Raw genomic sequence first — 24,917 nt, forward strand, 5'->3', positions numbered from 1 at the left:
TTGTCATGAAAAGTCCTCAAGCCGCTCCGCGAGCCACCGATACCAGGAATGACCGCATCACGCCGAAGCGTCGACGATGCGGAGGTCCAGCCCATGGGGCGCCGGTAGCATATGAGGTCAGTCGGACACGGCCTCCGGCGAGGCTGTCCCCGTCGAGCCGCGTACGTGCATCCTTGTCGGCACGAGGAACGACTCCGCGTCCGCGGCCTCCTCGATGGCTTTGATCAGCAGCTGGACTGCTTCTTTGCCCGTCGCGACCGGGTCGAGATCGACTGCCGTCACTGCAGGTCGGGCCTGACGGGCGGCCTCGCTGTCGCTGAGCGTCGCGATCTGCAGGTCGTGCGGCATATCCAGCCCGAGAGACTGCGCGGCAAGGTGCACTCCCAGCGCCAACGAGTCCAGGGTGGTGAACACCGCATCGGGACGTTTCGACTCGGTCAGGAAGCCCCGTGCGGCTTCATACCCCGCACCCTGGGTGAGACCGCCTGCCGCGGTCACGACCTGGGGCGTCATGGCACGGGCGGTGCACCAGACCTGGTATCCGTCGACGCAGTCCCGCACATAAGAGGAATCCGCCTCGCTGGCCAGCAGGGCCGGCCGCTCGGCGCCTGCTTCCGCCATCAGGTCCAGAGCCTCCCGCACGGCCGCCGCGTGATCGTTGTCGACGTGCAGCCGGTCGGGATTCTCCAGATCTCGTCCCACCGTGACGACCGGCTTGCCCTCGGCATCCGCCAGGCGCAGGAGAGCGTCGTGCGGCCGGGGGTCGACGACGATGGCACCGTCGAAGTCGACGGGTACGGACCACTCTCCGCCCGTGGCCGGAGCCAGTACGAGCGCCCAGCCGCGCTGCAGCGCAGCGCCGGAGGCGGCACTCATCAACCGCACGAAGAACTCGATGTCAACAGCCGAGCCCGGCGTGGACTCCGGCAAGGAGACCGACAGCATCAAGATGCCCGAGCGTCCCTTGGCCAGACTCCTGGCCGTACGGTGGGGCTGAAAGCCGAGTTGCTCGGCCACGTCCCGGACCCGTCGGCGAGTGGCTTCGGGCAGGCGCCCGCGGTCATTGAGCGCATCGGAGACGGTCGTCAGTGACACCCCGGCCGCAGCCGCCACGTCCTTCATGCTCACGCGTGATCTGGTCATCTTGCTGCGATTGTAAGCAGGATGCACCGAACAGCAGAAGCGCTTCTCCCGAAAACGGAACGATGACGCACAAGGGTGACCCCTTCCACGCCAGGTACGTCACTCCGACCCCAAGTTGAGGGTCTACGGACGCTGGTGCCCACGACTCCCGCATGTCCGTGGAAGGTCAGGCATCCCTGCGTCGCGCGATACGGAGGCCGACGCATACCTGCCATCCGTGCGTCTCACGCCGGATGTCGGTCCAGTCCGCCAGAGAGTCGACCAAGCGGAGCCCTCGGCCCGCTTCATCCGTGGGTGTGATGATGCAGGATCGCGCACGGGAGCGTCCACCGGTGTCGACAACTTCGATGCGCAGGTCACCATCGACCAGCGAAAGGTGCACCGTCACATCCGACCCGCCATGCCGGACGGCGTTCCCCACCAGCTCGCTGGCAATGAGCTCAGCGCGGTCCCGGTCGGCGTCCACGACACCCCAGCGGGTCAGATGATCAATGGTGAAACGGCGCGCCGCGCGCACCCGGCTCGCCTCCGCAGGCAGGGCGATCATGGCGCGATGGGCCCTCGTCGAGGCAGCCGAGACCAGAGCGGAGGCCCTGAGCAGGACCGATCCAAAGCGCGGCCTCGGGGCAGTGGCGGTGGAACTGAAACTTACGGAGTACACGGTTGCACCTCCAGCGGTGCGGCAGATGCTCCGCCTGGCCGGGAGCCATCTCGGATGGAGGAGGTGCAGAAGCGCTTCTGCACTCACGAGACCCATATTTGCAGAAGCGATTCTGCAAGTCAAGGAAGAGCCGCCCCTCCGCCTAAGGAGAGCCGGCCGTCTCGCCACCCAAGGCCGCGCGCCGCCGCCGCTCACTCCCTCGGGGCCCCGCAGCGCGCACAGCGAGCGAACTGGGCGGTGTCCTGGATCGCGCCGCAGTCGGCGCACACCCTCTCCAGCCAGCAGGCGGGGTCCCCGCCCTCGGGCTCGGCGGGCGCCGGGTCCGCCATCTCCGGGCCCGGGTCCGGGTCCGGGTCGCCGGGCCGAGCCGTGCCGCTCATCGTGTGCGCCTCCTCATCCGGACCGTGCGCGGGTCCGTCAGCCGACCCTCTACCCCTGACCTCGTCTCCGGAAGCAGCCAAGCCATAGATCCGATCTCTCACCCGCCCGCAACCCTTGACGGGGCGTAATACCGCTCAACCCCTCCCCAGTTATCGGATGACTCGGTAACGTATCCGCCTCGGGAGGCAACGATGCCGAGATCTTACCGACGCTCCGCAATGGCATTTCTGCTCTGCGGCGTCCTGGCCATGACGCTCTTCATCACCGGGCCCGCACAGGCGAAGGACTCCGCCTGGACCGTGCGCGGCCCCTCGCCCCACTCCGGTCCCCTCGCCCAGCTGCGGCTTGACGGTGCCTCGGGAGCGCTGACGCTCCAGGTGTCCCGGGGCGGACGTACGGTGGTCGAGCCCTCGCCCGTGGGCATCGTCACCGAGCGGGCGGATCTGTCGCACGGGCTGCGCTATCTGGGACGCCACGACCGCACCGTCGTGGAACGCTACCGGTCGACGGCCGGCAAGCAGCGCTCGCGCACCGCGCGGATGACCGAGACCCGCTTCCGGTTCCGGGGCGGCGGGAACGCCCGGCTGGACCTCGTGGTGCGGGTCTCGGACGACGGGGTCGCCTATCGCTACGACCTGCCCTCCGGCAGCGGCGATGTCCTCGGCGAGGCCTCGGCCTTCACCCTGCCCCCGGACGCGGCCGCGTGGCTGGGCGACTACCGCAAGGACAACGAGAACCTGTTCAAGGAGTACACCGCGGCGACCGCGCCCACCGGTGAGTACATGGCACAGGCGCTCTTCGAGACGGGCGGCGGCTACGCCCTGATCGCGGAGTCGGATCTCACCGGCCGCTACTCCGCCGCCCGGCTGACCCACCAGCAGGGGCTGCCCACGTACCGCATCGGCCTGTGGGACGAGCGGGTCGAGTCCGACGGGCCGCTCAGCACACCCTGGCGCGCCCTCATCGTGGGCGACCTGTCGACCGTTACCCAGTCCACCTTCACCGACGATCTGGCACCGGCGTCGCGCGTCGCCGACACCTCGTGGATCCGGCCCGGCCCCGCCCTGTGGACGTGGCTCGCGGGCGGCAAACCCGCCGGGCAGAGCCTGTCGATGCAGCAGGGGTACGTGGACTACGCGGCCCAGCGCGGATGGCCGTATGTGGTGGTGGACGCGGGCTGGTACTTCGACCCCGACCAGTGGGACGTCACCGACCCCGACTGGCAACGGAACAGCTGGATCCCGCAGCTCGTGGACTACGCCCGCGAGCGGCATGTGGGCATCCAGGTCTGGATCCACCACCGTGACCTCGACACCGCCGAGGAGCGCGAGCAGTGGCTGCCCACGCTGGAGCGGTGGGGGGTGAAGGGCGTCAAGATCGACTTCATGGACTCCGAGTCCCAGGAGACGCTGCGCTGGTACGACGAGATCCTCAGGGCCACCGCGGCCCACCATCTGCTCGTCAACTTCCACGGCTCGACGATCCCCAAGGGCATCCAGCGCACCTGGCCGCAGGTGATGTCGATGGAGGGCGTGAACGGCGAGGAGAAGCGGACCAACACCCCGCAGCACCTGGCGACGCTGCCGTTCACCCGCAATGTCATCGGCTCCATGGACTTCACCCCCGGGGCCTTCCACCGGCCCGAACGCCCCAACGCGGCGTCGGACGCGGGCGAAGTCGGCCTGTCGGTGCTCTACGAGTCCGGGATCCAGAACCTGGCGGGCACCCCGGAGTCCTACGAAGCCCGTCCGCTCGCCCGCCGGTTCCTGGAGCAGATCCCGGCCACCTGGGACCGCACCCGGCTGCTGGCGGGGCGGCCGGGTGAGAGCGCGGTGCTCGCCCGTGCCAGCGGCTCGCGGTGGTTCATCGGCGGTACGTTCACCGGCCCCGCCCACACCGCCGAGGTGCCGCTGCGGCTGGAGCCGGGCCGCTGGCTCGTCGATCTGGTCCTGGACGGCCCGGACGGCCTGGTCCGCACGCCCACCGTGGTGCGCGGCGGGCAGACCCTGTCCGTACCGGTCGCGGCGGACGGCGGGTTCGCCGCCATCGCCTGCCGCTGGCGGCCCGGCCTGTCGACCTGCGACCGCCCCTGACCCTCCCCTGCGACCCGCGCCGACCACCCGTCACGCGGACACCCCGTCCAGGACGCCCGTCCAGATGCCGATCGCCGGAAGGCAGACGCCGGCCGCGAAGACCCATGCGGCGGCGACGGCACGGGCGTAGGGGGCGGGGTGGCCGCCGGTCCAGCCGCGGGAGAGGGCCAGCAGCCGGTCGGCCTTCTGCCGTGTCGGGTTCCTCTTCTGCTGAGCGGTGAGGAAGGCGGACAGCCGGTCCGCCGACTCCGCGTCCGTGACCGCCTCGGCGTCCGCCCGCATCTCCATCAGCGTGACCAGGACCCGGCCGGCGCGGCTGTTGGCGTAGAGGCCGCAGGTCAGGGTGAGGACGAAGACGGCTATCGACGTGAGAGTCTGCGCCGTGCTCTCCACGGGGGTGATGGCGAGGGCCGTCATCCCATCGAAGAACACGGCGGCCTTCCCCGCCGCCGGCGCATGACGCAGATAGCGCCGTCGCATCGGATCACCGTGGCGCAGATGCGAGATCTCATGCCGGAGCAGGACCGCACCGGCCGGGCTTCTGAGCAGAGTGCGCCAGCTGCGCGGGATGGCGACATGGACGGTGGGCCTGCGGACGTTCAGGGTGAGCGCGTGGTACAGGAAGGTGCCCGCGACCGCCCAGAGCGCGGCGACCAGGATGACCGCGGGCACCAGGAGACGATCCCCGTCGAACGGCAGGGAGATCCGGTCCTGCAGTACGGCGAAGGCCAGTCCGCCCGCGGCGCCGACGGCCCAGACGGACTTACGGCGCTGCAGTCTCGTCCCCCAGTCCTCCATCCTGCCGAGCCGTCCCGGGGACGGCTGAGGCACGTGGACCACCTTCAGGTCGGCCACCGGGGACCAGCTGGAGACCGCGTCCAGCCGGGCGGTGTCCAGTCCGGCGGAGTGGAAGGTGTCCCGGACGCGCGCCCAGCCCTTCGCCGACCAGTCAACCGGGTGCGGCGCCTCCTCGGCCTCACGACCGCTGAGGGAGTCGGCCCGCCACTCGTTGACGAGGGGCAGCAGGAAGACCACGAGGAGGACGAGGACGGCCAGGAACGCGGTGGCGCCGACCGCGGCCGGCGCGGACAGCCGATTGTCCCCTGTGGTCAGCACGCTCGCCCCGGTGGCGGGCGCCGCGCACAGTGGCCCGATGAGTACGGCCCAGCAGGTCCGCTCGGCCCGGCGCAGCCGGCGGACCGGGGACACGGAGGTCATGGGCGGCCGAGCGCTGCGGGGTCCGCGGAGTCGGCGGAGTCGGCGTTGTCGTCGGGGTCGGGCTCGGGGCCGGACTCGGAGTGGATGAGCGCTTCCGCCTGGATCCGTACGACGGCCCTTACGGTGGCCGGATCCACCTCCGGGGGAAGCCTCAGCTCCACCGTCACCCGCCGGGCGAGCCCCGCCGCGCCGTCCTCGTTCCCGCCACCCTCCGTGCCCGTCCCGCCGGAGGCGGTGTCGCCGCGCAGACAGCGCTTGAGATAGCCGACGGCGTCCCGCACTCCGCGCTGGACGGCCATCTCGGTCGCCGTCGAGAGCACGGTGAAGGCGATCTGACCGAGCACGGACAGCCCGATGGTGAGGTACACATGGGTGTCGACCGCGGGTGCCCCGCTGAGGTCGTCGAAGAACTCCCCCGCGCCGGGCACCCGCCGCCCGGCACGCATCTCCTCGGCGAACTCCTCGAAGAGTTCCTCGTGTTCGTCCTCGGCGACGGTGCGCGCCGAGGCGTCGACCATCGTCAGGATCCGCTCGATCGCGGCGTCGTCCAGCCCCGTCATGTCTGTCATGCGGTTCCCCCCGTGCGCCACGCCCCCCGGCGGGGACGTACGACCTCTCCACGCTAGCCCGCCCGGAGGAGAAGATGTAAGGACTTACCGCAAATAGGCGAACTCTCCGCCCATTTCGCGTATGGTCCCCGTCAACTCCCGTGCCCCGTACGGCGCGGGGGCCTGCGCGTGCGGGTCCAGTCCACCAACTGGCGGGCCGTCCAGGTGGTGATGACGCGCTCCACCGGCACCCCGCATTCCACGGCCCGTGCGCATCCGCCTGGCTGCCAGTCGAGCTGGCCGGGCGCGTGGGCGTCGGTGTCGATGGAGAAGAACGTCCCCGCCCGCACGGCCTCGCGCAGCAGTCCGCGCGGCGGATCCAGCCGCTCCGGGCGGCAGTTGATCTCCACGGCAGTGCCCGCCTCCGCGCAGGCGCCGAAGACCTCCTCGTGGTCGAAGGCCGACTCGGGGCGCTTGCCACCGAGCAGCCGTCCGGTGCAGTGGCCCAGCACATCGACCAGCGGATCGCTGACGGCGGTGACCATCCGACGGGTCATGGGGCGGGCGTCCATCCGCAGCTTGGAGTGGACCGAGGCCACCACCACGTCCAACTGGTCCAGCAGCTCCGGCTCCTGGTCCAGGGAGCCGTCGGGGAGGATGTCGACCTCGATCCCGGTGAGCAACCGGAACGGGGCGAGTTTCGCGCGCAGCTCCGCCACCACGTCCAGCTGGGCGCGCAGCCGGTCCGCCGAGAGGCCGCGGGCCACCGTCAGCCGTGGGGAATGGTCGGTGAGCACCGCCCACTTGTGCCCCAGCCGCGCCGCCGTACGGGCCATCAGCTCGATCGGAGAACCGCCGTCGGACCAGTCCGAGTGCATATGGCAGTCCCCGCGCAGCGCGGCGCACAGCTTCGCCGCACCCTCGTCGGGCTCGCGCCCGGCCTCGGCGGCCTCGGTCTCCAGCTTCGCCAGATACCCGGGCACCTGGTCCTTCAGCGCCTCCTGGACCACCTGCGAGGTCTTGGGGCCGAGTCCTTTGAGCGACCGGAGGGTGCCGTTCGCGGCCCGCCGCTCCACCTCCTCGGGGTCCAGGTCGGCGAGCACCGACTGGGCCGTGCGGAAGGCACGCACCCGGTAGGTCGGCGCCTGGTCGCGCTCCAGGAGAAACGCGATCCGGTCCAGGGCCTCCAGGGGGTCCATCGGCGCTCCTCGCTGTGGGCGTCCGTGCCTCAGGCGCGGCGGTTGGGGCGGCGGCCGGGGGGCTGATGGGGTTCGGGACGTGCCGTCAGCTCGTCGATATCGCAGGTCCGGGGGGTCTTCTCGGAGACGGTGATGGGCCGGCCGTAGTGCCGGATCTCCAGGGGGGCGCCCTCGGCCAGGGAGTAGGTGACGGAGCGGTCGGTGATCTCCACGCGCAGCCTCCGGCCCAGCACCTGCATGGTGAAGGCGAGCCGGGCCAGCTTCTCGGGCAGTTTGGGCGAGAACTCCAGCCTGCCGTCGCGGTGCCGCATCCCGCCGAACCCGGCGACCAGGGCGATCCAGGTGCCGGCGAGCGAGGCGATGTGCAGACCGTCGCGGGTGTTGTGCTCCAGGTCCTTGAGGTCCATCAGGGCCGCCTCGCCCAGGTAGTCGTAGGCGAGCCGCAGATGGCCGACCTCGGCCGCCATGACGGCCTGGGCACACGCGGAAAGCGAGGAGTCCCGGACCGTCAGCCGCTCGTAGTAGTCGAAGTTGCGTGCCTTCTCCTCCTCGGTGAAGCACTCGCCGCGCAGATACATCGCCAGCACCAGGTCGGCCTGTTTGACCACCTGCTTGCGGTACATGTCGAAGTACGGGAAGTGGAGCATCAGCGGGTACTGGTCGGAGTGCGTGCCCTGGAAGTCCCACTCCTGGTGGCCGGTGAAGTCCGCGGACTGCTCATGGACGCCCAGGGTCTTGTTGTACGGGACGGACATCGACTCGGCGGCGTCCCGCCAGGCGGCGGCCTCCTCGTCGTCGACGCCCAGTTCGGCGCCCTTGTCCGGGTGGCGTTCGACGATGTCCGCGGCGGCCCGCAGATTCGACTGGGCCATGAGGTTGGTGTAGACGTTGTCGTCCGCGACGGCGCTGTACTCGTCCGGCCCGGTCACTCCGTCGATGTGGAAACGGCCGTGGTGGTCGTGGTGGCCGAGGGAGCGCCACAGCCGGGCGGTCTCCACCAGCAGCTCCACGGCGGTCTCGCGCTCGAACTCGTCGTCGCCGGTGGCGGCCACATAGCGCACCACCGCGTCCGCCACATCGGCGTTGACGTGGAAGGCCGCGGTACCGGCCGGCCAGTAGGCGGAGCATTCGGAGCCGTCGATGGTGCGCCAGGGGAAGGCGGCGCCCTCGTGGCCCAGCTGCCGGGCCCGGTCCCGGGCGGCGGGCAGGATGGACTGCCGCCAGCGCAGCGCCTCGGCCACGGACTCGGGGAAGGTGTAGGTGAGCAGGGGCAGGACGAAGGTGTCGGTGTCCCAGAAGGAGTGGCCGTCGTAGCCGGAGCCGGTGAGGCCCTTGGCGGGGATGGCCCGTTCCTCGGCGCGGGCGCCGGCCTGCAGCACATGGAAGAGGGCGAACCGCACGGCCTGCTGGATCTCGGCGTCCCCCTCCACCTCGACGTCGGCGCGGGACCAGAAGTCCTCCAGCCAGGCGCGCTGCTGGTCCACCAGGCCACGCCAGCCGGTACTGGCGGCCCCGGCCAGCGCGGCCTCGACCTGGTCCCGTACGGCGGGCAGCGAGCGGGCGCCGGACCAGCCGTAGGCCACCAGCTTCTCCAGCCGCAGCACCTGGCCCGGCTCCAGCACCGAGGTGACGGTCAGCCGGGCGACGTCGTCGGTGCTCTCGCTGGAGTGGCGGGTGGGCGGCGGCCCGGTGATCAGGTGGTCGGCGGCGGTCGCGACCCGCAGACAGCTGGCGTCGGTGCAGTGGATCAGCCGCAGCCGCTTGTCGGCGGCCGCGTTCTCCTCGGGCTTGAGCGGGGACTCCAGGGCCTCGGCCACCCGGGGGTCGCCGCCGGGCTCGGGGAGTTGCTCGTTGGCGACCAGTTCGGACTGGACGACGACGCGGATCTGGGCGTCGACGGCCTCCACCTCGTAGGCGACGGCGGCGATGGCCCGCTGGGTGAGGGAGACCAGCCGGGTGGAGCGGACCCGCACGCTGATGCCGGAGGGGGAGGTCCATTCGCAGGTGCGATGGAGCAGCCCGCCGCGCAGATCGAGCACCCGCTCATGGGAGCGCAGCCGTCCGTAGCGCAGATCGAAGGGCTCGTCGTCCACCAGCAGCCGGATGATCTTGCCGTTGGTGACGTTGATCATGGTCTGGCCGGCCTCGGGGTAGCCGTATCCGGCCTCGGCGTAGGGCAGGGGACGCCGTTCGTACACCCCGTTGAGGTAGGAGCCGGGGAGGCCGTGGGGCTCCCCCTCGTCGAGGTTGGCGCGCCAGCCCACATGGCCGTTGGAGAGCGCGAAGACCGATTCGCTCTGGGGCAGCAGATCGAGCCGGAGATCGGTCTCCCGCAGCGCCCAGGGGTCGACGGCGTACGAGGAATCGGTGATCACGAGTCGTCCTCCAGCAGCTCGGCGAGATCCTTGACCACGATGTCGGCGCCGTGTGCGCGCAGCGCGTCGGCCTGGCCCACTCGGTCCACGCCGACGACACGGCCAAAGTGCCCGGAATGCCCGGCCTCCATGCCCGCCAGGGCGTCCTCGAAGACGGCGGCCGCCTCGGGCCCGATGGCCAGCTCCCGTCCGGCCTCCAGGAAGGTGTCGGGGTGCGGTTTGCCGGGCAGCTTGCGCTCGGCGGCGACCACACCGTCGATCCGCACCTCGAAGAGGTGCTCGATACCGGCGGCGATCAGCACATCGCGGCAGTTGGCACTGGAGGAGACGACCGCGGTCCGCAGGCCCTCGGCGCGCACGGCCTCCACGAAGCGCACCGAGCCCGGGTACGCCTCCACCCCCTCCTTCCGGATCTTCTCCAGGACGAGGATGTTCTTGCGGTTGCCCAGGCCGTGCACGGTGTCCCGGTCGGGCGGGTCGTCCGGCTCGCCGTCGGGGAGCTCGATGCCCCGGGAGGCCAGGAAGGTGCGCACCCCGTCGGCGCGCGGACGGCCGTCCACGTACTCGTCGTAGTCGCGGCCCGAGTCGAAGGGGCGGAACGAGGGGCCGTCGCGCCGCCGCAGATACTCGTCGAACATCTGTTTCCACGCCGCCGCGTGCACCACCGCGGTCCTGGTCAGCACGCCGTCGAGGTCGAACAGGCAGGCTCGGATGCCATCGGGCAGGCAGAGCTTGGTCATGGCCCCCGGTTCCCCCGGGAACGCCGGAATATGCGGGGGAAGGGGAAGCCTTCCCCCGCTCGGCGGAGCACGGCGCGCACTCGGCGCGGGACGGGCGCGCTCAGCACGGGACGGGTGCGCTCAGCACGGGACGGGCGCACTCGGCGCGGGACGGGTGCGCTCAGCACGGGACGGGTGCGCTCAGCACGGGACGGCGTTCGTCCACCAGGGACGGCGCTAGCTCACCACGCAACAGCGCTCGCTCAACGCGGCACGACGGTGCGCCCCTCGCGGCCGGAGCGGTCGGCGGCCTCCAGGACGGCGACGACCTCCCGGCCGAACCGTACGTCGCACGGGTCGGCGGCGCCGCCGTCGCGGGCGGCGCCCAGCAGCCGGTCGACGGCCGTGGCGAAGGCGTCCAGGGCGGTGGTCCCCGCCTCGGGCACCGCGGCGATCCCCCGCTCGCCGTAGAAGTCGCACGAGAAGCCCTGGGCGGCGGGCCGGGCGTCCAGGGTGAGCGCGAGGGTGCCGATGGCGCCGGAGTGGTGGCGCAGCAGCACATGCGCGGCGCCGCGCGGCCCCTCGAGAGCGGTGACCTCGGCCACCGGGCCGAGGACCGGCAGCAGGACGGACAGCGAGTGCGGGCCGACGTCCCACAGCCCGCCACGCTCCCGCCGCCAGTGGGAGTCGCCGTAGTGGCCGCCGGGCTGGAAGATCGAGGCGAAGGCGGTGGCACGGCCGCCGTCCCAGCCGCCGTCCGCCGCGGCCTGCCGGAGGAAGGACTCGACGGGCGCAGCGAAGCGGTTGGTGAAGAACACGACCGAGGCCAGCCCGCGCTCGTCCACGGCGCGCACGATCCGGTCGGCCTCCTCGGTGCCGAAGGCCAGCGGCTTGTCCAGGAGCAGATGGCATCCGGCGAGCGCGGCCCGCTCGGCGAGGCCGCTCTGGATGTCCGGCGGAAGGGCGATGGCCACGGCGTCCACGTCGGCGATCAGGGCGTCGGCGTCCGGATGGGCGCGGGTGCCCCAGCGGTCCGCCAGCACCTTCGCCTTCGCCGGGTCGCGCCCCCAGATCCCGGCCAGTTCGGCCACGGGGTGCGCGGCGAGCGCCGCCGCGTGGGTCTCGGCCGCCCAGTGTCCGGTGCCCAGCACTCCGAACCGCACTGTCCGTCCCCCTCCGCCTCCGCGCGAAGCCCCCGGAGTCCTCCCCGGGCGTCGGCCGCGATCCTACGCCCGTACGGCCCGGCCGCTTCGGCCGAGGGCGGTACGCCGCTCCCCCGCTTGGCCTCGGGCGGATGCCGGTGGCCAGGGGCGGTGCCAGGGTGAGGCCATGGCCGGCCACGGTGCGGGTGACGGCCGAAGCCCACCCTCACCGCTGGAGGAACCCGTGGCCCGTGGCTCGTCGCGCTCCCTCTCCCGCGCACACCGGCGGCGTGCCACGGTCCGGGCCGCGGCGGCCCTGCTGCTGTGCGGGGCAGCGGTGCCGGCCTGCGCCTCCTCCAGCGAGCACCGGCCGGACCGGGCGGCGTCGGCGTCTGCGCGGCAGCGCGCGCTCCAGGCGTCGGCCGCGGCGAAGAGGAAGGCGGAGAAGGAGGCCGAGCGGGCCCGGCTGCTGCCGGGGATGCCGCCCCCGCTGGACCCGCATGACCTCTACGCGGCCGACCGGCCGGGGAAGCTGTCCCGGACGGTGCGGGACTATCCGTCGCGGGTGTACGTACCCAATACGCTCTCGGACACGGTGAGCGTCATCGACCCGAAGAAGTTCAAGGTCGTCCGCACGATCCAGGTGGGCCATCAGCCGCAGCACGTGGTGCCCTCGTGGGATCTGAAGACGCTGTGGGTCAACAACGACCTGGGCAACACCCTCACCCCCATCAATCCCGGCAACGGCCGGGTGGGCCGTCCGGTGGACGTCCACGACCCGTACAACCTCTACTTCACCCCGGACGGGAAGTACGCCGTGGTGATGGCCTCCATGGACCGGGCGCTGGTCTTCCGGGACGCGCACACGATGAAGGTGGTCAAGTCGGTGCCGGTGGACTGCTACGGCGTGAACCACGCGGACTTCTCACCCGACGGGCGCTACTTCATCGTCTCGTGCGAGTTCTCCGGTGAGCTGCTGAAGGTGGACACGGCGAAGAAGAAGGTGATCGCCAAGCAGCGGCTGCCGATCGCCGGGGCCATGCCGCAGGACGTCAAGATCTCGCCCAACGGCAAGACCTGGTACATCGCCGACATGGTGGCGAACGGCCTGTGGGTGCTCGACGGCGACACCTTCGGCAAGCCGCGGCTGCTGCCCACCGGGAAGGGCACACACGGCCTGTACGTCAGCCGCGACTCCCGCGCCATGTACATCTCCAACCGCGGCGAGGGCACCATCTCGGTGCTGTCCTTCAAGAGCGGCAAGCTGGTGCGACGGTGGCGGCTCCCCGGCGGCGGCAGCCCCGACATGGGCGGGGTGTCCGCCGACGGCAAGGTGCTGTGGCTCTCGGGCCGCTACAACGCCGAGGTCTACGCGATCGACACCCGCACCGGCCGGCTGCGCGCCCGGATCCCGGTCGGCGGTGGCCCGCACGGGCTCGCGGTCTATCCCCAGCCCGGCCGGTACTCCCTCGGCCACACCGGAATCTTCCGCTGAGACGGTATTCCCTGATTCCCGGGGCGCCACCCGGGTCCTGCGGCCTGTGACCATCTGCATAGCCTGCCTATATAGAGGCATGATATAAAACTAGATGTGGAATACACACAGCAGTCCGGTGCCCGGGAATCCGACGCCCCCGCCACCCGTGAGGAGGTCGCGGAGGCGCTGGAGCGGCTGGCGTTCCTCGCGGTGCGCCATCTGACCAACCGGGACATCAGCTTCACCGCGGCCTCGACCCTCGGCCGGCTCAGCCGGGAGGGCCCGTCCCGTCTCACGGCCCTGGCCGCCGACGAGGGCGTCACCCAGCCCTCGATGACCCAGCTCATCCAGCGGCTGGAGCGGCAGGGTCTGGTGACCCGGGTAGACGATCCGCACGACGGCCGGGTGGTGCTGGTGGCGATCACCGATGCCGGGCGGGAGCTGCTCGCCGAGCGGCGCCACGGCCGTACGAACCGGCTCGCCGAACTGCTGGCCACCCTCCCCCCCGAGGACGAACAGGCACTCGCCACCGCCGTCCGCGCCGCCACCCCCGCCTTCCAGCGGCTCGTGGAGAACGCGGCACGGGCGCGGAAGTCCCCGGGAAACACCGCTTCCTGATCAACCGGCACCCTGCCGCGCCACGGCTCGCCATGTCGTCACGGCTCGGGCCCTGAACGACGGAGCATCATTTGTCCGCTCATCCCAGCGCCCCCAACCCCTTCAAGCAGCCGAAGGCCGTATGGGCGGTCGCCTTCGCCTGTGTGATCTCCTTCATGGGCATCGGCCTCGTGGATCCGATCCTGCCCTCCCTCTCCGCCAAGCTGCATGCCACGCCGAGTCAGGTGTCGCTGCTGTTCACCAGCTATCTGGTGGTCACCGCCGTCGCCATGCTGGTCACCGGGTTCGTCTCCAGCCGTATCGGCGCCAAGCGAACCCTGGTGGCCGGTCTGGTACTCATCGTGGTCTTCAGCGCGGCGGCCGGGGCCTCCGGCAGCATCGACGGGATCGTCGGCTTCCGCGCCGGATGGGGGCTGGGCAACGCCCTCTTCATCGCCACCTCGCTGGCCGTCATCGTGGGCTCGGCCAGCGGTGGCTTCGCCGGCGCGATCATCCTCTACGAGACCGCACTGGGCATCGGCATCGCGATCGGGCCGCTGCTGGGCGGCGAGCTCGGCGCGATCAGCTGGCGCGGGCCGTTCTTCGGCGTGGCGGTCCTGATGGCCATCGCGCTGATCGCGACCATCGTGCTGGTCCAGCCCACCCCGACACCGGCGCGCCGGGCCTCGATCGCCGACCCGCTCAAGGCGCTGCGCCACCGCGGGCTGCTCATCATGGGGCTGACCGCGCTCTGCTACAACTGGGGCTTCTTCACGGTGCTGGGCTACGCCCCGTTCCCGATGGACCTGGGCACCCATGAGCTCGGCTATGTCTTCACCTGCTGGGGTGTGCTCGTCGCCCTCTTCTCGGTCTTCGGGGCCCCCTGGCTCCAGGCACGGCTCGGCATAGCCCGCTCCCTGTATCTGAATCTGGCGCTGTTCGCCCTCGACATCCTCGTCATCGGCCTGTTCACCGACTCCAAGCCGACGCTGATCGTGGCGGTGATCGTGGCCGGGGCCTTCATCGGGATCAACAACACCATCACCACCCAGGCGGTGATGACCGTCGCCCCCGTCGAACGGCCCGTCGCCTCCGCCTCCTACGGTTTCGTCCGCTTCATCGGCGGCGGTCTGGCCCCGTACGCGGCGGGGAAGATCGCCGAGCACAACGGCGTGCATCTGCCCTTCTACATCGGGGCGGCGGCGGTCGCGCTGGGTATCGGCGTCCTGGCCACCGGGCATTCGCTGCTCGCCGAGGCCGAGCGTGTCCAGGCGGCGGAGGCGGCCGGACACACCCCGGCCGAGGAGCGGCGCGAGACGCTGGAGAAGCAGGCGCTGGCCGAGGAACTCGGCTCGGCGGGCTGACGCGGGGCGGGGCCCCGGCGGGCCCCGCCCGTCCCCCTCAGATCCGCCGGGACCCCAGATCCGCCGGGAGCCTCAGGTCCGCCGGGAGTCTCAGATCCGCCAGGAGCGGATGTGGCTGGCCGCGTCGAAGACATCCGCCTTGCTGGAGAGGATGTCGCGGACCAGGTCGATCAGCGCACCGTACGGCGGGTCGATGCCCTCGCCGGAAGCGTGCATATAGGCGACCGCGGTCGCGGCGGCGAACCGCGCGTTGCTCGCCGGGAGCGGTCTGAGCAGCGCGATGGTGTGCAGCAGGGCCGCGGCCCGCCACGCCGAGTCGGGATCGACGCCCAGGCGGGGCGGGTCGACGCGGTGGCGGGCGACGGCCGCGACCAGACCCGAGAAGTCCGAGATGGCCGGCTGTTCCGGCATGACCTCCTCATGGCGCTGCAGCAGCCAGGGGACGTCGATATGCAGCAGCGGGGCCATGGTCAGGCGGCCTGCCCGGGTCGGCGGTGCTCATCGTCGGGGAACGCGTCCGCGAACGCGGCGGCGTTGTCCGCGAAGAACCGCCGGAAGACCTCGGCACCCTCCTGCAGAGCGCGGTGACGCGCGATGTCGGCCACGGTCGCCTCGCGGACGAGGGCCTTCATGGTGGTACCGCGTTCCTTGGCGATCTGGCGGAGGTCCTCAAGTTCCCGATCGCTGAATTCCACGTTGAGAGCTGACATGGGGACACCCTACTCACCAGGTACCCCGTCAGCAATCGCCCCAGCTCAGATCATGTTTTTGTAGGTACTTGACAAACCTTTTCAGCCATCAGGGACGGCTGCGGCCGGGGAGGGGACCGCCGTCGGGCCCGATCCTGACGAACGGCTCGCGCACCTCACGGTCCATCAGGCTCCGGTACGCGGCGGGGCGGCGGAAGGCGTCTCCCCAGGTCTCCCGGCGCCGGTTGGCGCGCAGCGCGTCGAGGTCGAAGACCGCCGGATAGACCCCCTCGGCCTCGCCCGCCTCGACCACCAGGGTGTCCCGCGACCGCCCGTCCACGAAGGCGACGCCGTCGTGGGCGACGGAGTGGCCCCAGCCGGGACCGGCGTAGTTGGCCATGGCCATGCCGGTCATGTTCTCCACGGCGCGGGAGCGGAACTGGGAGAGCCGGTTGATCTCCAGCTCGCAGGCGTTCGGGGTGAGGACGATCTCCGCCCCGGCGAGCATCAGGGCGCGGGCACTCTCCGGGAACTCCCGGTCGTAACAGATCATCGCCCCGGTCATCACCTCACCCACCGCCGTGTCCAGGGCGCACGCCTCGAACCCCTCCCCCGGGGTCAGACCCGCCTCCGGCAGGTCGAAGGCGCAGGTGTGCACCTTGGCGTAGGTCAGCACCAGGCGGCCGTGCCGGTCGATGAGGGAGAGGGTGTTGCGCGGCGGTCCGTCCCAGCGCTCCAGATAGGTGAGCGCGATGGCCATCTCGAGCTCGGCGGCCAGCTCGCGGAAGCGGGTGACGAAGGGCGAGTCGCGGGTGATGGGCTCGCCCAGCCAGACGGGCTCGGGCCACGGCTCGGCCGGGGTGCGGACGCCGTCCCACAGCGACGGATGGCGGTAGACGTCACCGCCGGCGGGGCCTTCGGGGACGGCGCAGCTGTAGCCGTTGCTCCACATCTCGGGGAAGAGCGCGATATCGGCGCCGAGCGCCCGCGCCCGGCGGCAGGCCGCCTCGCCGAGGGCGAGGTTCACCGGCAGATCGGGCCCCGGCGGGGCGAGTTGGAGCAGCGCGACGGTGAGGGTGGTCATGGCGGATGCCTCCTTCGGTACCTGACGCCTCCGGATCCCGGCGGCGGGAAGCGGGTAGAGCTGCCCGTACGGCGTGATCGCCGAAGGGACCGGCCACGAGAAATGGGGTATGCGGTGAGGATCGAGTCGGCCGAGGTCGTCGTCACCAGTCCGGGACGCAATTTCACCACCCTGCGCATCGTCACCGAGGACGGTGTCACGGGTCTGGGGGACGCCACGCTCAACGGCCGTGAGCTGGCCGTCGCCTCGTATCTGCGGGACCACGTGGTGCCGCTGCTGCTCGACCGGGACGCCTCGCGCATCGAGGACACCTGGCAGTATCTGTACCGCGGGGCGTACTGGCGGCGCGGGCCGGTGACCATGGCCGCCATCGCGGCCGTCGACACCGCGCTGTGGGACATCAAGGCCAAGGCGGCCGGGATGCCGCTGTACCAACTGCTGGGCGGGGCGTCGCGCAGCGGGGCGCTGGCCTACGGGCACGCCGCCGGCCGGGACGTCCCCGAGTTGCTCGACTCCATCCGCGCCCATCTGGAACAGGGCTATCGCGCGATCCGTGTCCAGACCGGCATTCCGGGGCTGGCCTCGGTCTACGGCGTGGCCTCCTCCAGCGCGGGCGGCGGGGAGCGCTATGACTACGAACCGGCGCGCCGGGGGGCGGGGCCCCGGGCGCTGCCCGCCGAGGAGAGCTGGGACACCCGGGCCTATCTGCGCCATCTGCCGACCGTGTTCGAGGCCGTCCGGGCGGAGTTCGGCCCGGAGCTGCCGCTGCTGCACGACGGCCACCACCGGATGACACCGATCCAGGCGGCCCGGCTCGGCAAGGCGCTGGAGCCGTACGACCTGTTCTGGCTGGAGGACGCCACGCCCGGCGAGGACCAGGCCGCGCTGCGGCTGATCCGGCAGCACACCACCACTCCCCTGGCCATCGGCGAGGTCTTCAACCACGTCCACGACTACACCACCCTGCTGAGCGAGCGGCTGATCGACTACGTGCGCTCGGCGGTGACCCACACCGGCGGGGTCACCGGGATGCGCAAACTGCTGGACCTGGCCGCGGTCTACGGGATCAAGTCCGGGATGCACGGCCCGACCGACATCTCCCCCGTGGGCATGGCCGCGGCGCTCCACCTGGATCTGGCCGTCCACAACTTCGGCATACAGGAGTACATGCCACACACCGCCGACACGCTGGAGGTCTTCCGCACCTCCTTCCGCTTCGAGGACGGGCTGCTGCACCCCTCCGACGCCCCGGGCCTGGGCGTCGAGCTGGACACGGAGGCCGCCGGGCGATTCCCGTACCAGCCCGCGTATCTGCCGGTGAACCGGCTGGCGGACGGCACGGTGCACGACTGGTGAACGGAGGTACGGTGAGCCGCGTCGCCGTAAGTGAGAAGAGGGAGCATGGAGCAGCGTGAGTTCGGCCGGCTCGGCCGGAAGGTCTCGGTCGTGGGCCTGGGCACCTGGCAGCTGGGCGCGGACTGGGGCGAGGTCGGCGAGAACGACGCCCTGACCGTGCTGGACACGGCCGTCGAAGCGGGCGTGACGTTCTTCGACACCGCCGATGTGTACGGGGACGGGCGCAGCGAGCAGTTCATCGGGCGGTACCTGAGGTCGCGCCCGGACGCCGGGATCTTCGTGGCCACCAAGATGGGGCGGCGGCTGCCGCAGCTCCCGGAGAACTACACGCTGGACAACTTCCGCGCGTGGACCGACCGTTCGCGGGCCAATCTGGGCGTGGACACCCTGGATCTGGTCCAGCTGCACTGCCCGCCGTCCTCGGTGCACTCCTCGGCCGCGGTCTTCGACGCGCTGGACACGCTGGTGGCCGAGGAGCGGGTGGCGGCGTACGGGGTGAGCGTCGAGACGTGTGCGGAGGCGCTGACGGCGATCGCGCGTCCGGGCACGGCGAGCGTGCAGATCATCCTCAACCCGTTCCGGCTCAAGCCGCTGGAGGAGGTGGTCCCGGCGGCGCGGGAGGCCGGTGTCGGGATCATCGCGCGGGTGCCGCTGGCATCCGGTCTGCTGTCGGGGAAGTACACCAAGGACACCGTCTTCGCCGAGAACGACCACCGCACCTTCAACCGGCACGGCGAGATGTTCGACCAGGGCGAGACGTTCTCCGGCGTGGGGTTCGAGGAGGGCGTCGAGGCGGCGGTGGAGTTTGCCGGGCTGGCCCCGTCGGGAGCCACCCCCGCGCAGGCGGCGCTGCGGTGGATCGTCCAGCAGCCGGGCGTGACCTCGGTCATCCCGGGGGCGCGTTCGCCCGAGCAGGCTCGGGCGAACGCGGCCGCGGCGGGGCTGCCCCCGCTGCCGGGTGCCGCGCTGGAGGCCGTCGGCGAGCTGTACGACCGGCGGATCCGGGCCCAGGTGCACCATCGCTGGTAGCGGTGGCACGCGGGGCTCAGAAGCCGGCGTCCGCCGCCCATTGCGCGAGTTCGCGCTGGGCGGCGGCGCGCTGCTCCGCCGAGGGGGCGGCGGTGCCGTCGGCGATCAGCGCGTAGTGCAGGGTGCCGGTGGACTCACCGGCCGGGGCGGACAGCACCAGCCGGTTGCCTTCGCTGTCGCCGGGCTCCGCCGCGGTGGCGACGGGGTGGTCGGCGGTGTGGCCGTGCGCGGTGTACGCGGGCGGGCCGGTGAGGGTGCCCAGATCGGAGACGACGGTGGTCCGGGCGGGGTCGAAGTCGCGGGGCAGCCGGAGTTCGGTGGGCGCGTCGGTGGCGCCGTCGGAGCGCCACACCAGCATGGAGTAGCGGCCGGAGCCGGTGACCTTGGCGACGTGTCGCAGGCTGGCGGGGATGCGGTCCCAGCTGAGCGTGGTGGAGCCGTCACGCGCACGGTCCTCGAAGGTGAAGGCGAGGGTGCGGCCCGCGACGGCGCGCGGATAGATCCGGTCGAGCAGCCGGGCGTCCTGGCGCGGCGCGGCGTTGCCGGAGTCGTCGAGGCGCACGGCCGAGAGATCCTCGTCGTTCCAGGCGTCGCCCTCGGTGAGGACCTTCCCGGTGTTGCCGTTCATCGCCTCGTGGTGGCGGCCGTTGTAGATGTCCCACTGCCACTGGGTGGAGGAGAGCACGGCGCCGGAGGCGGCCGGTTTGGCCCACCAGGAGGCGCCGGGGAGGCGGGAGTCCAGCGCCTGGTACATGCCCTTGACGACGGTGGGGGCCTTGTCGGAGGTGAAGCCGGCCAGCGGATGGCCGAATTCGCTCATGACGGCGGGCAGGCCGAGGGCGGTGGAGCGGTCGCGCAGGGCGCCGAAGTCGCCCGCGTACTGGCCGTCGGCCGCCTTGCCGGGCATGAAGATCCCGGAGATGGCCTTCTGGTCGTAGTAGTGGGTGTTGAAGACGTAGTCGGGGCCGGGTTTTCCGGCGTCGAGGAGTCCGCCCTCCTGGCGCTGGAAGTCCAGGTTGGAGTTCCAGAACATATTGGGCTCCACGAAGGCGGGCTTGTCCTGCCAGCCCGCGGCGTCCATACGGGCGCGGAACTTCTCGTAGAAGGGCCAGAGCACGCTCTTCTCCCAGCTGCGGCTGTTCTGGCCGTCGTCGTACGCGCCCGCATACGGCTCGTTGAGCGGGTCGAAGCCGACGACGCGGGTGAACTGGTCGTCGGTGAGCTGCCGGGCGAGGTAGGCCATGGTCTTCTCGGCGGTGGCCAGGAAGGCGTCCTGGACGCGGACGGTGCCCGCGCCGGTGGTCAGGGCGCGGTTGCGCCAGAAGTCGCGGGTGGCGTCTCTGACCGCCTGGTTCTGGGTGATGTTCTGGCCCCAGTGGAAGCAGATGCCGCAGGACTCCTTGGGGTATCCGCCCGCGTCGATGACCCATTTCGGGGCGCCGTCGCCGCTGTACCAGCTGTCCTTGTCGAAGAGATGGCCGGAGTACAGATCCTGGTGGAAGTCGGGGAAGACCCGGATTCCGGCGTCGAGGAACGCCTTCATCTGCGCGGTGGCCTTCTCCAGATAGCCGGTGTCCACCTGGCCCGGCTCGGGCTCGGCATGAGCCCAGGAGAGCAGGAACCGCACCGCGTTGGCGCCGGTCAGGTGGCGCATGGCGGCGGCGGATTTCCGGGCGTCGGCGGTGGTGGCGAACGGGAGCCCGCCGTTCTCCTCCAGTTTGGTCTCGCCGGACACGTTGAAGCCGCGCAGCACGACCTCGCGGCCGTGGCCGTCGGCGAACCGGGTGCCATCCACGGTCACCTGGTCCGCCGCCCGGCCGTCGAACCAGGGCGCCTCGGCCGCGGCCGCCGGAGTGCCCGGGGCCGCGGCCGCCGCCAGCAGCAGGACGGCCGCCCCGAGCAGCCGGGTGCGACCCGGTCGGGGGCGGCCGATCCGTATCCCTCGTGTCTCATGAGTCGGCATGGACCTACCGTCCAGTAAACCTGAGGGCTCGTCAACTGTTCGCGCTCGAAGGACAGTTCGACGCCGAGGCGTTGTGGTTACCGCTGGAAACCGTGTCCCAGGGCCGCACCGGCCTCCGGCGCCCCGAGGGAGTCCGGCCCGAAGGAGACGACACCGTCCGTGGTCAGGCCGCCCGTCTGGCCGCGCAGCGCCCAGGCCGCACCGCTGGTGGACTGGGCGCCGTCCTCGTCGGGCGCGCCCACGGCCAGGTCGTCCTTGCCGTCGCCGTCGGTGTCGGCGAGCCCGGTCGCCATGGCGAAGTGGTCGCCCGCCTCCGCGACACCGGGGACACCGGCGGTGTCCTGGGTGAACGCCTGGGCACCGGTGCCGGACAGCCCGCCCCGGCCGCCGTAGAGCTGGACGACGCTGCCCGCCTCCTTGACCGAGTCCAGGCCCTCGTACGGGATGCCGACGGCGATGTCCGCGTAGCCGTCGCCGTTGACGTCGCCGGAACTCAGCGAGTAGCCGAACTGGTCGCCGTCCTCGTTGACGCCGGGGACGCCCGCGGTGTTCTGGTCGATGGTCGTGGTGCGGGTGGTGCTCGGCCCCGACGCGGTGCCGTAGAGGACCTTGATCGTGCCGTGGTCGTACGGCAGGTTCTCGATGACGTCGCCGGGGACGGTGCGCAGGACCAGATCGCCGTGGCCGTCCTTGTCGACGTCGCCGATGGTCGCGGAGGCGGCGTCGGTGAGGTCGGCGGCCTTCTGCGACAGGCCCTTGTCGTCGCCCTTGAAGAACAGGCTGGACTCGGACATCTCCTCGAAGGCGTGGGTGGAGACGAGGTCGTCCTTGCCGTCGCCGGTGATGTCGCCCGCGGTCAGACTGGTCGGCGCGTCGAACCGGCCGGTGTCGGAGAAGGAGCTGCCCGCGTCCTTGCCGTCACGGGTGAACGGGCCGAGGCGGACGCGCACTCCGGTCTTCTCGTCGTCCGGGCCCTCGCCGGTGGTGACCAGGTCGACCAGGTCGGCCTGGCCGTCGCCGTTGAAGTCACCGCCCGCGATGACGCTGTCGCCCCAGTGGTCGCCGTTTCCGGCGGGCAGCTGGGTGCCGCCGGTCAGCCCGCTCGGGGAGCCCCACAGGACCGTGATGGCCGGGGACTTGCCGGTCTGGATCGCCAGATCGGTGTAGCCGTCGCCGTCGAGGTCGCGGGCGACGGTGTGGGCCCCGAAGAACGCCGACGCGGCGGGGTCGCCGGGAACGCCCTCGGTCGCCTGGCTGACGACCTGGCGGTGGGCGGTGTCCGCGCCGGAGGCGGAGCCGTAGACGACGGCGACATAGCCCGCCTCGGCCTTGCCGCCCACCGCGCCGGCGGGGGCGGAGACGGCGAGGTCGGCGCGTCCGTCCTTGTTGAAGTCGACCTTCGGGGCGGCGGCCGCGGCGGGGCGGGCCCCGGCGGCGCCCGCGGAGGGTACGGCGAGTAAGGCGGGGGTGGTCACAAGTGCGGCCACCGTCGCGCAGCGCACAACGGTGGTGAGGGAACGGGGGCGCACACTTCCTCCTGCTCGTTGATGAGCGTTTACCTCATGTACACCCAGCAGGACCCGTGACTCCGCCTCAGGGTTGCACGGCCGATTCCAGGGTTTTCCCTAGTCCGTCTCGTTCGCATAGCGGAGCACGCTCATCATGTGCGTCTCGTCGATCTCTTCCTCGGGCGCCGCCACGCACTCGGCCAGCCGTTTGGTGAGGGTGTCGGCGTCGATCCCGGTGCCGATCATCACCAACTGGGTGGTACGGGGCTCACCGCGCTCCCAGGGCGAGAGCTGGAAGCGGAGGTACGAGCCGACCGCGTGCAGCCCGAACTTCCACTCCCGGCCCGCGCCCGCGAAGTGGAGGAACCCCTTGGCTCGGTAGAGGCCCACCGGGCGGCTGTCGAGGAAGTCCATCAGCCGGCGCGGATGGAGCGGCTCGGCCGTGGAGAACTCCACGCTCTCGTAGGCAGCGTGGAGGTGGTCGCCGTGGTCATGGCCGTGGCAGCCGCTGTCGTCCCCGCACCCGGCACCAGATGCCTCGTCGGCCCATACGTCGGCGAACGAGAGCTGCCGGAAGCCTTCCTCCGTGGTCTCGCGGGGCCGGTGGTCGAAGAGGAGAGCGGGGTCCACACGCCCGTGCGCGGCGGCCACGACCGGCGCGCCGGGGGCGATCTCCTGGAGGGCCTCCAGCAGACCCCGCCGCTCGCCCTCGGCGACGCGGTCCGTCTTGTTGAGCACGATGAGGTCCGCGGCGCGGACATGGCGGTCGAGCTCGGGGTGCCGGACGCGGGTGTCCGGGAACTCCGCGGCGTCCACGACCTCCACCAGGCCGCCGTAGACGATCCGCTCATTGCTGCTGGACAGCAGCGCGCGGATCATGCTCTGCGGCTCGGCGAGGCCGCTGGCCTCGATCACCACGACATCGATGCGCAGCTCGGGATCGGTGAGCCGCTCGAGCATCTCGTCCATCTCGGTGGCGTCCGCCGCACAGCACAGACAGCCGTTCTCGATCGGGATCATCGAATCGACCTGCCCAGCGACGGCCAGGGCGTCGATGTTGATCGATCCGAAGTCATTGACGATGACGCCGATCCGGGTGTCCGCGCTGTCCCGCATCAGATGGTTGAGCATCGTCGTCTTGCCGGAGCCCAGAAAACCCGTGACGAGAATGACCGGAATCCGTTGTGTGGCCAAGGCTGTGTCTCCGTGCGGCGGTCCGTGGTGATCTCGGGCGGGCCGCTCATGCTATCCGGCCGCCGACGACCATGTCGCGCACGTGACCGAGGCCCGCCACGCCGGGCGCGGCGGGCCTCGGGTCCTTCGTGCTCCCGGGGCGGGGCCCGTCAGGGGATCTCGATCCCCGCCTCGGCCGAGAGCCGGTCGATCTCGGCCAGCTCGGCGTCGCTGAAGTCGGGCGAGTCCAGCACCGCGACATTCTGCTCCAGCTGGGCGACGCTGCTCGCGCCGATCAGCACCGAGACCACCCGGGGGTCCCGCAGCACCCATGCGAGCGCCAGCTGGGCGAGGGTCTGGCCGCGCCCCTCCGCGAGCTTGTTGAGGGCGTGCAGCAGGGCCAGCCGCTCCTCGGTGAGCGTCTCGCGCTTGAGGAAGTGGCCGAGCGCCATGCGCGAATCGGCGGGCACTCCGTGCAGATAGCGGTCGGTGAGCTGCCCCTGCGCCAGCGGCGAGAAGGCGATGACCCCGGCGCCCGCCTCGGCCGACGCCTGGAGCACCCCGCCCTCGACCCCGCGCTGGAGGATCGAGTACGGGTACTGGTTGATCAGGTACGGGGTGCGCAGCTCCTTCAGGATCGCGGCGGCCTCCGCGATCGCCTCCGGCGGGTAGTTGGACACGCCCGCGTACAGCGCCTTGCCCTGGCGCACCGCGCTGTCGAGGGCGACCATCGTCTCCTCGATCGGGGTGTCCGGGTCGAAGCGGTGGGAGTAGAAGACATCGACGTAGTCCAGCCCCATCCGGGACAGCGACTGGTCGAGGCTGGCGAGGACGTACTTGCGCGAACCCCACTCGCCGTACGGCCCCGGCCACATGAGGTGCCCCGCCTTGGTGGCGATGAAGAGCTCATCGCGGTAGGGGCGGAAGTCCTGGGCGAAGACCGAGCCGAAGTTGCTCTCGGCGCTGCCGGGCGGCGGACCGTAGTTGTTGGCCAGATCGATATGGGTGACGCCCAGGTCGAAGGCGCGGCGCAGCACCGCGCGCTGGGTCTCCAGGGGGTGGGTGTCGCCGAAGTTGTGCCACAGGCCGAGCGAGACCTTCGGAAGCAGCACACCGCTGCGGCCGCAGCGCTGGTACTGCATGGAGTCGTAGCGGTTCTCGGCGGCGAGGTGGACCATGCGCGTCGTCCTTGTCCGTA

At 71.3% G+C, this 24,917-nt stretch carries 22 protein-coding genes; 6 read left to right on the forward strand and 16 right to left on the reverse strand.

Annotation, left to right across the window (positions count from 1 at the left end):
* Positions 1–117: 117 nt before the first annotated feature.
* The 3 genes from J2Z30_RS40075 to J2Z30_RS40085 all read right to left on the reverse strand — a co-directional run bounded on the left by J2Z30_RS40075 (position 118) and on the right by J2Z30_RS40085 (position 2,184).
* The gene (locus J2Z30_RS40075; RefSeq protein WP_052701153.1) at positions 118–1,122 is read right to left on the reverse strand and encodes a LacI family DNA-binding transcriptional regulator; all 1,005 of its coding nucleotides are present in this window, start codon (positions 1,120–1,122) and stop codon (positions 118–120) included.
* Between the two features lie 187 nt (positions 1,123–1,309).
* Positions 1,310–1,690 carry an ATP-binding protein gene (locus J2Z30_RS40080; protein WP_044567205.1) on the reverse strand — a complete coding sequence of 127 codons (381 nt, stop codon included), beginning with the start codon at positions 1,688–1,690 and terminating at the stop codon, positions 1,310–1,312.
* Positions 1,691–1,995: 305 nt separating this feature from the next.
* A complete protein-coding gene (locus tag J2Z30_RS40085) occupies positions 1,996–2,184 on the reverse strand; it encodes a hypothetical protein (protein ID WP_044567206.1) in 189 nt (62 codons plus the stop codon).
* A gap of 192 nt (positions 2,185–2,376) precedes the next feature.
* On the opposite strand from J2Z30_RS40085, the gene J2Z30_RS40090 reads away from it, so the two are divergent.
* Positions 2,377–4,278: a glycoside hydrolase family 97 protein gene (locus J2Z30_RS40090; RefSeq protein WP_044567208.1), complete on the forward strand. Its 1,902-nt coding sequence runs from the start codon at positions 2,377–2,379 to the stop codon at positions 4,276–4,278.
* 30 nt (positions 4,279–4,308) lie between these two features.
* Here the strand turns inward: J2Z30_RS40090 and J2Z30_RS40095 are convergent, their stop codons facing one another.
* The 6 genes from J2Z30_RS40095 to J2Z30_RS40120 form a co-directional block, all read right to left on the reverse strand.
* Positions 4,309–5,496 carry a hypothetical protein gene (locus J2Z30_RS40095; RefSeq protein WP_044567209.1) on the reverse strand — a complete coding sequence of 396 codons (1,188 nt, stop codon included), beginning with the start codon at positions 5,494–5,496 and terminating at the stop codon, positions 4,309–4,311.
* Positions 5,493–6,065 (reverse strand): hypothetical protein, encoded by a 573-nt coding sequence (locus J2Z30_RS40100; RefSeq protein WP_209469038.1) that lies wholly within the window; start codon positions 6,063–6,065, stop codon positions 5,493–5,495. Before J2Z30_RS40100 ends, J2Z30_RS40095 begins: the two co-directional genes overlap by 4 nt.
* Before the next feature lie 131 nt (positions 6,066–6,196).
* The gene (locus tag J2Z30_RS40105; RefSeq protein ID WP_044567213.1) at positions 6,197–7,243 is read right to left on the reverse strand and encodes a PHP domain-containing protein; all 1,047 of its coding nucleotides are present in this window, start codon (positions 7,241–7,243) and stop codon (positions 6,197–6,199) included.
* Positions 7,244–7,272: 29 nt separating this feature from the next.
* Positions 7,273–9,618 (reverse strand): glycoside hydrolase family 65 protein, encoded by a 2,346-nt coding sequence (locus J2Z30_RS40110; protein ID WP_044567215.1) that lies wholly within the window; start codon positions 9,616–9,618, stop codon positions 7,273–7,275.
* Positions 9,615–10,358 carry an HAD family hydrolase gene (locus tag J2Z30_RS40115; RefSeq protein ID WP_044567216.1) on the reverse strand — a complete coding sequence of 248 codons (744 nt, stop codon included), beginning with the start codon at positions 10,356–10,358 and terminating at the stop codon, positions 9,615–9,617. The genes J2Z30_RS40110 and J2Z30_RS40115 overlap by 4 nt, the downstream gene beginning before the upstream one ends.
* A gap of 242 nt (positions 10,359–10,600) precedes the next feature.
* On the reverse strand, positions 10,601–11,500 hold the full coding sequence (locus tag J2Z30_RS40120; RefSeq protein ID WP_044567218.1) for a Gfo/Idh/MocA family protein: 900 nt from the start codon (positions 11,498–11,500) through the stop codon (positions 10,601–10,603).
* A gap of 166 nt (positions 11,501–11,666) precedes the next feature.
* On the opposite strand from J2Z30_RS40120, the gene J2Z30_RS40125 reads away from it, so the two are divergent.
* The 3 genes from J2Z30_RS40125 to J2Z30_RS40135 all read left to right on the forward strand — a co-directional run bounded on the left by J2Z30_RS40125 (position 11,667) and on the right by J2Z30_RS40135 (position 14,917).
* Positions 11,667–12,974, forward strand: coding sequence for a YncE family protein (locus J2Z30_RS40125; RefSeq protein WP_245388985.1), 1,308 nt, complete (start codon positions 11,667–11,669; stop codon positions 12,972–12,974).
* 96 nt (positions 12,975–13,070) lie between these two features.
* Positions 13,071–13,574, forward strand: coding sequence for a MarR family winged helix-turn-helix transcriptional regulator (locus J2Z30_RS40130; RefSeq protein WP_078956429.1), 504 nt, complete (start codon positions 13,071–13,073; stop codon positions 13,572–13,574).
* A gap of 71 nt (positions 13,575–13,645) precedes the next feature.
* Positions 13,646–14,917 (forward strand): MFS transporter, encoded by a 1,272-nt coding sequence (locus J2Z30_RS40135; protein WP_078956430.1) that lies wholly within the window; start codon positions 13,646–13,648, stop codon positions 14,915–14,917.
* A gap of 90 nt (positions 14,918–15,007) precedes the next feature.
* On the opposite strand, the gene J2Z30_RS40140 is transcribed toward J2Z30_RS40135, so the two are convergent.
* From J2Z30_RS40140 to J2Z30_RS40150, 3 genes are all read right to left on the reverse strand, one after another.
* Complete coding sequence (locus J2Z30_RS40140; RefSeq protein WP_044567220.1) at positions 15,008–15,385, reverse strand: hypothetical protein; 378 nt, start codon at positions 15,383–15,385, stop codon at positions 15,008–15,010.
* Between the two features lie 2 nt (positions 15,386–15,387).
* Positions 15,388–15,627: a hypothetical protein gene (locus tag J2Z30_RS40145; protein ID WP_044567222.1), complete on the reverse strand. Its 240-nt coding sequence runs from the start codon at positions 15,625–15,627 to the stop codon at positions 15,388–15,390.
* Between the two features lie 88 nt (positions 15,628–15,715).
* A complete protein-coding gene (locus J2Z30_RS40150; RefSeq protein WP_044567224.1) occupies positions 15,716–16,690 on the reverse strand; it encodes a carbon-nitrogen hydrolase family protein in 975 nt (324 codons plus the stop codon).
* Positions 16,691–16,804: 114 nt separating this feature from the next.
* Here J2Z30_RS40150 and manD point away from each other — a divergent pair, with 114 nt between their 5' ends.
* A complete protein-coding gene (gene manD, locus J2Z30_RS40155) occupies positions 16,805–18,046 on the forward strand; it encodes a D-mannonate dehydratase ManD (RefSeq protein ID WP_044580785.1) in 1,242 nt (413 codons plus the stop codon).
* Between the two features lie 45 nt (positions 18,047–18,091).
* Positions 18,092–19,075: an aldo/keto reductase gene (locus tag J2Z30_RS40160; protein ID WP_044567225.1), complete on the forward strand. Its 984-nt coding sequence runs from the start codon at positions 18,092–18,094 to the stop codon at positions 19,073–19,075.
* A 16-nt stretch (positions 19,076–19,091) separates the two neighbouring features.
* Here the strand turns inward: J2Z30_RS40160 and J2Z30_RS40165 are convergent, their stop codons facing one another.
* From J2Z30_RS40165 to J2Z30_RS40180, 4 genes are all read right to left on the reverse strand, one after another.
* On the reverse strand, positions 19,092–21,038 hold the full coding sequence (locus tag J2Z30_RS40165; RefSeq protein WP_044567227.1) for a cellulase family glycosylhydrolase: 1,947 nt from the start codon (positions 21,036–21,038) through the stop codon (positions 19,092–19,094).
* A gap of 77 nt (positions 21,039–21,115) precedes the next feature.
* A complete protein-coding gene (locus J2Z30_RS40170) occupies positions 21,116–22,567 on the reverse strand; it encodes an FG-GAP and VCBS repeat-containing protein (protein ID WP_044567228.1) in 1,452 nt (483 codons plus the stop codon).
* A gap of 96 nt (positions 22,568–22,663) precedes the next feature.
* Positions 22,664–23,740, reverse strand: a complete 1,077-nt coding sequence (locus J2Z30_RS40175) for a CobW family GTP-binding protein (RefSeq protein ID WP_044567230.1) — start codon at positions 23,738–23,740, stop codon at positions 22,664–22,666.
* A gap of 149 nt (positions 23,741–23,889) precedes the next feature.
* Positions 23,890–24,897: an aldo/keto reductase gene (locus J2Z30_RS40180; RefSeq protein ID WP_044567231.1), complete on the reverse strand. Its 1,008-nt coding sequence runs from the start codon at positions 24,895–24,897 to the stop codon at positions 23,890–23,892.
* Positions 24,898–24,917 lie beyond the last annotated feature (20 nt).

This window comes from Streptomyces iranensis, assembly GCF_017874715.1.
GTDB lineage: Bacteria > Actinomycetota > Actinomycetes > Streptomycetales > Streptomycetaceae > Streptomyces > Streptomyces iranensis.

Coding starts and splice junctions, on each gene's coding strand:
- J2Z30_RS40105 (WP_044567213.1), bottom strand. CDS start 7,243: ATGGACCCCCTGGAGGCCCTGGACCGGATCGCGTTTCTCCTGGAGCGC.
- J2Z30_RS40140 (WP_044567220.1), bottom strand. CDS start 15,385: ATGGCCCCGCTGCTGCATATCGACGTCCCCTGGCTGCTGCAGCGCCAT.
- J2Z30_RS40145 (WP_044567222.1), bottom strand. CDS start 15,627: ATGTCAGCTCTCAACGTGGAATTCAGCGATCGGGAACTTGAGGACCTC.
- J2Z30_RS40075 (WP_052701153.1), bottom strand. CDS start 1,122: ATGAAGGACGTGGCGGCTGCGGCCGGGGTGTCACTGACGACCGTCTCC.
- J2Z30_RS40100 (WP_209469038.1), bottom strand. CDS start 6,065: ATGACAGACATGACGGGGCTGGACGACGCCGCGATCGAGCGGATCCTG.
- J2Z30_RS40090 (WP_044567208.1), top strand. CDS start 2,377: ATGCCGAGATCTTACCGACGCTCCGCAATGGCATTTCTGCTCTGCGGC.
- J2Z30_RS40095 (WP_044567209.1), bottom strand. CDS start 5,496: ATGACCTCCGTGTCCCCGGTCCGCCGGCTGCGCCGGGCCGAGCGGACC.
- J2Z30_RS40165 (WP_044567227.1), bottom strand. CDS start 21,038: ATGCCGACTCATGAGACACGAGGGATACGGATCGGCCGCCCCCGACCG.
- J2Z30_RS40115 (WP_044567216.1), bottom strand. CDS start 10,358: ATGACCAAGCTCTGCCTGCCCGATGGCATCCGAGCCTGCCTGTTCGAC.
- J2Z30_RS40080 (WP_044567205.1), bottom strand. CDS start 1,690: ATGATCGCCCTGCCTGCGGAGGCGAGCCGGGTGCGCGCGGCGCGCCGT.
- J2Z30_RS40160 (WP_044567225.1), top strand. CDS start 18,092: ATGGAGCAGCGTGAGTTCGGCCGGCTCGGCCGGAAGGTCTCGGTCGTG.
- J2Z30_RS40150 (WP_044567224.1), bottom strand. CDS start 16,690: ATGACCACCCTCACCGTCGCGCTGCTCCAACTCGCCCCGCCGGGGCCC.
- J2Z30_RS40085 (WP_044567206.1), bottom strand. CDS start 2,184: ATGAGCGGCACGGCTCGGCCCGGCGACCCGGACCCGGACCCGGGCCCG.
- J2Z30_RS40125 (WP_245388985.1), top strand. CDS start 11,667: ATGGCCGGCCACGGTGCGGGTGACGGCCGAAGCCCACCCTCACCGCTG.
- J2Z30_RS40180 (WP_044567231.1), bottom strand. CDS start 24,897: ATGGTCCACCTCGCCGCCGAGAACCGCTACGACTCCATGCAGTACCAG.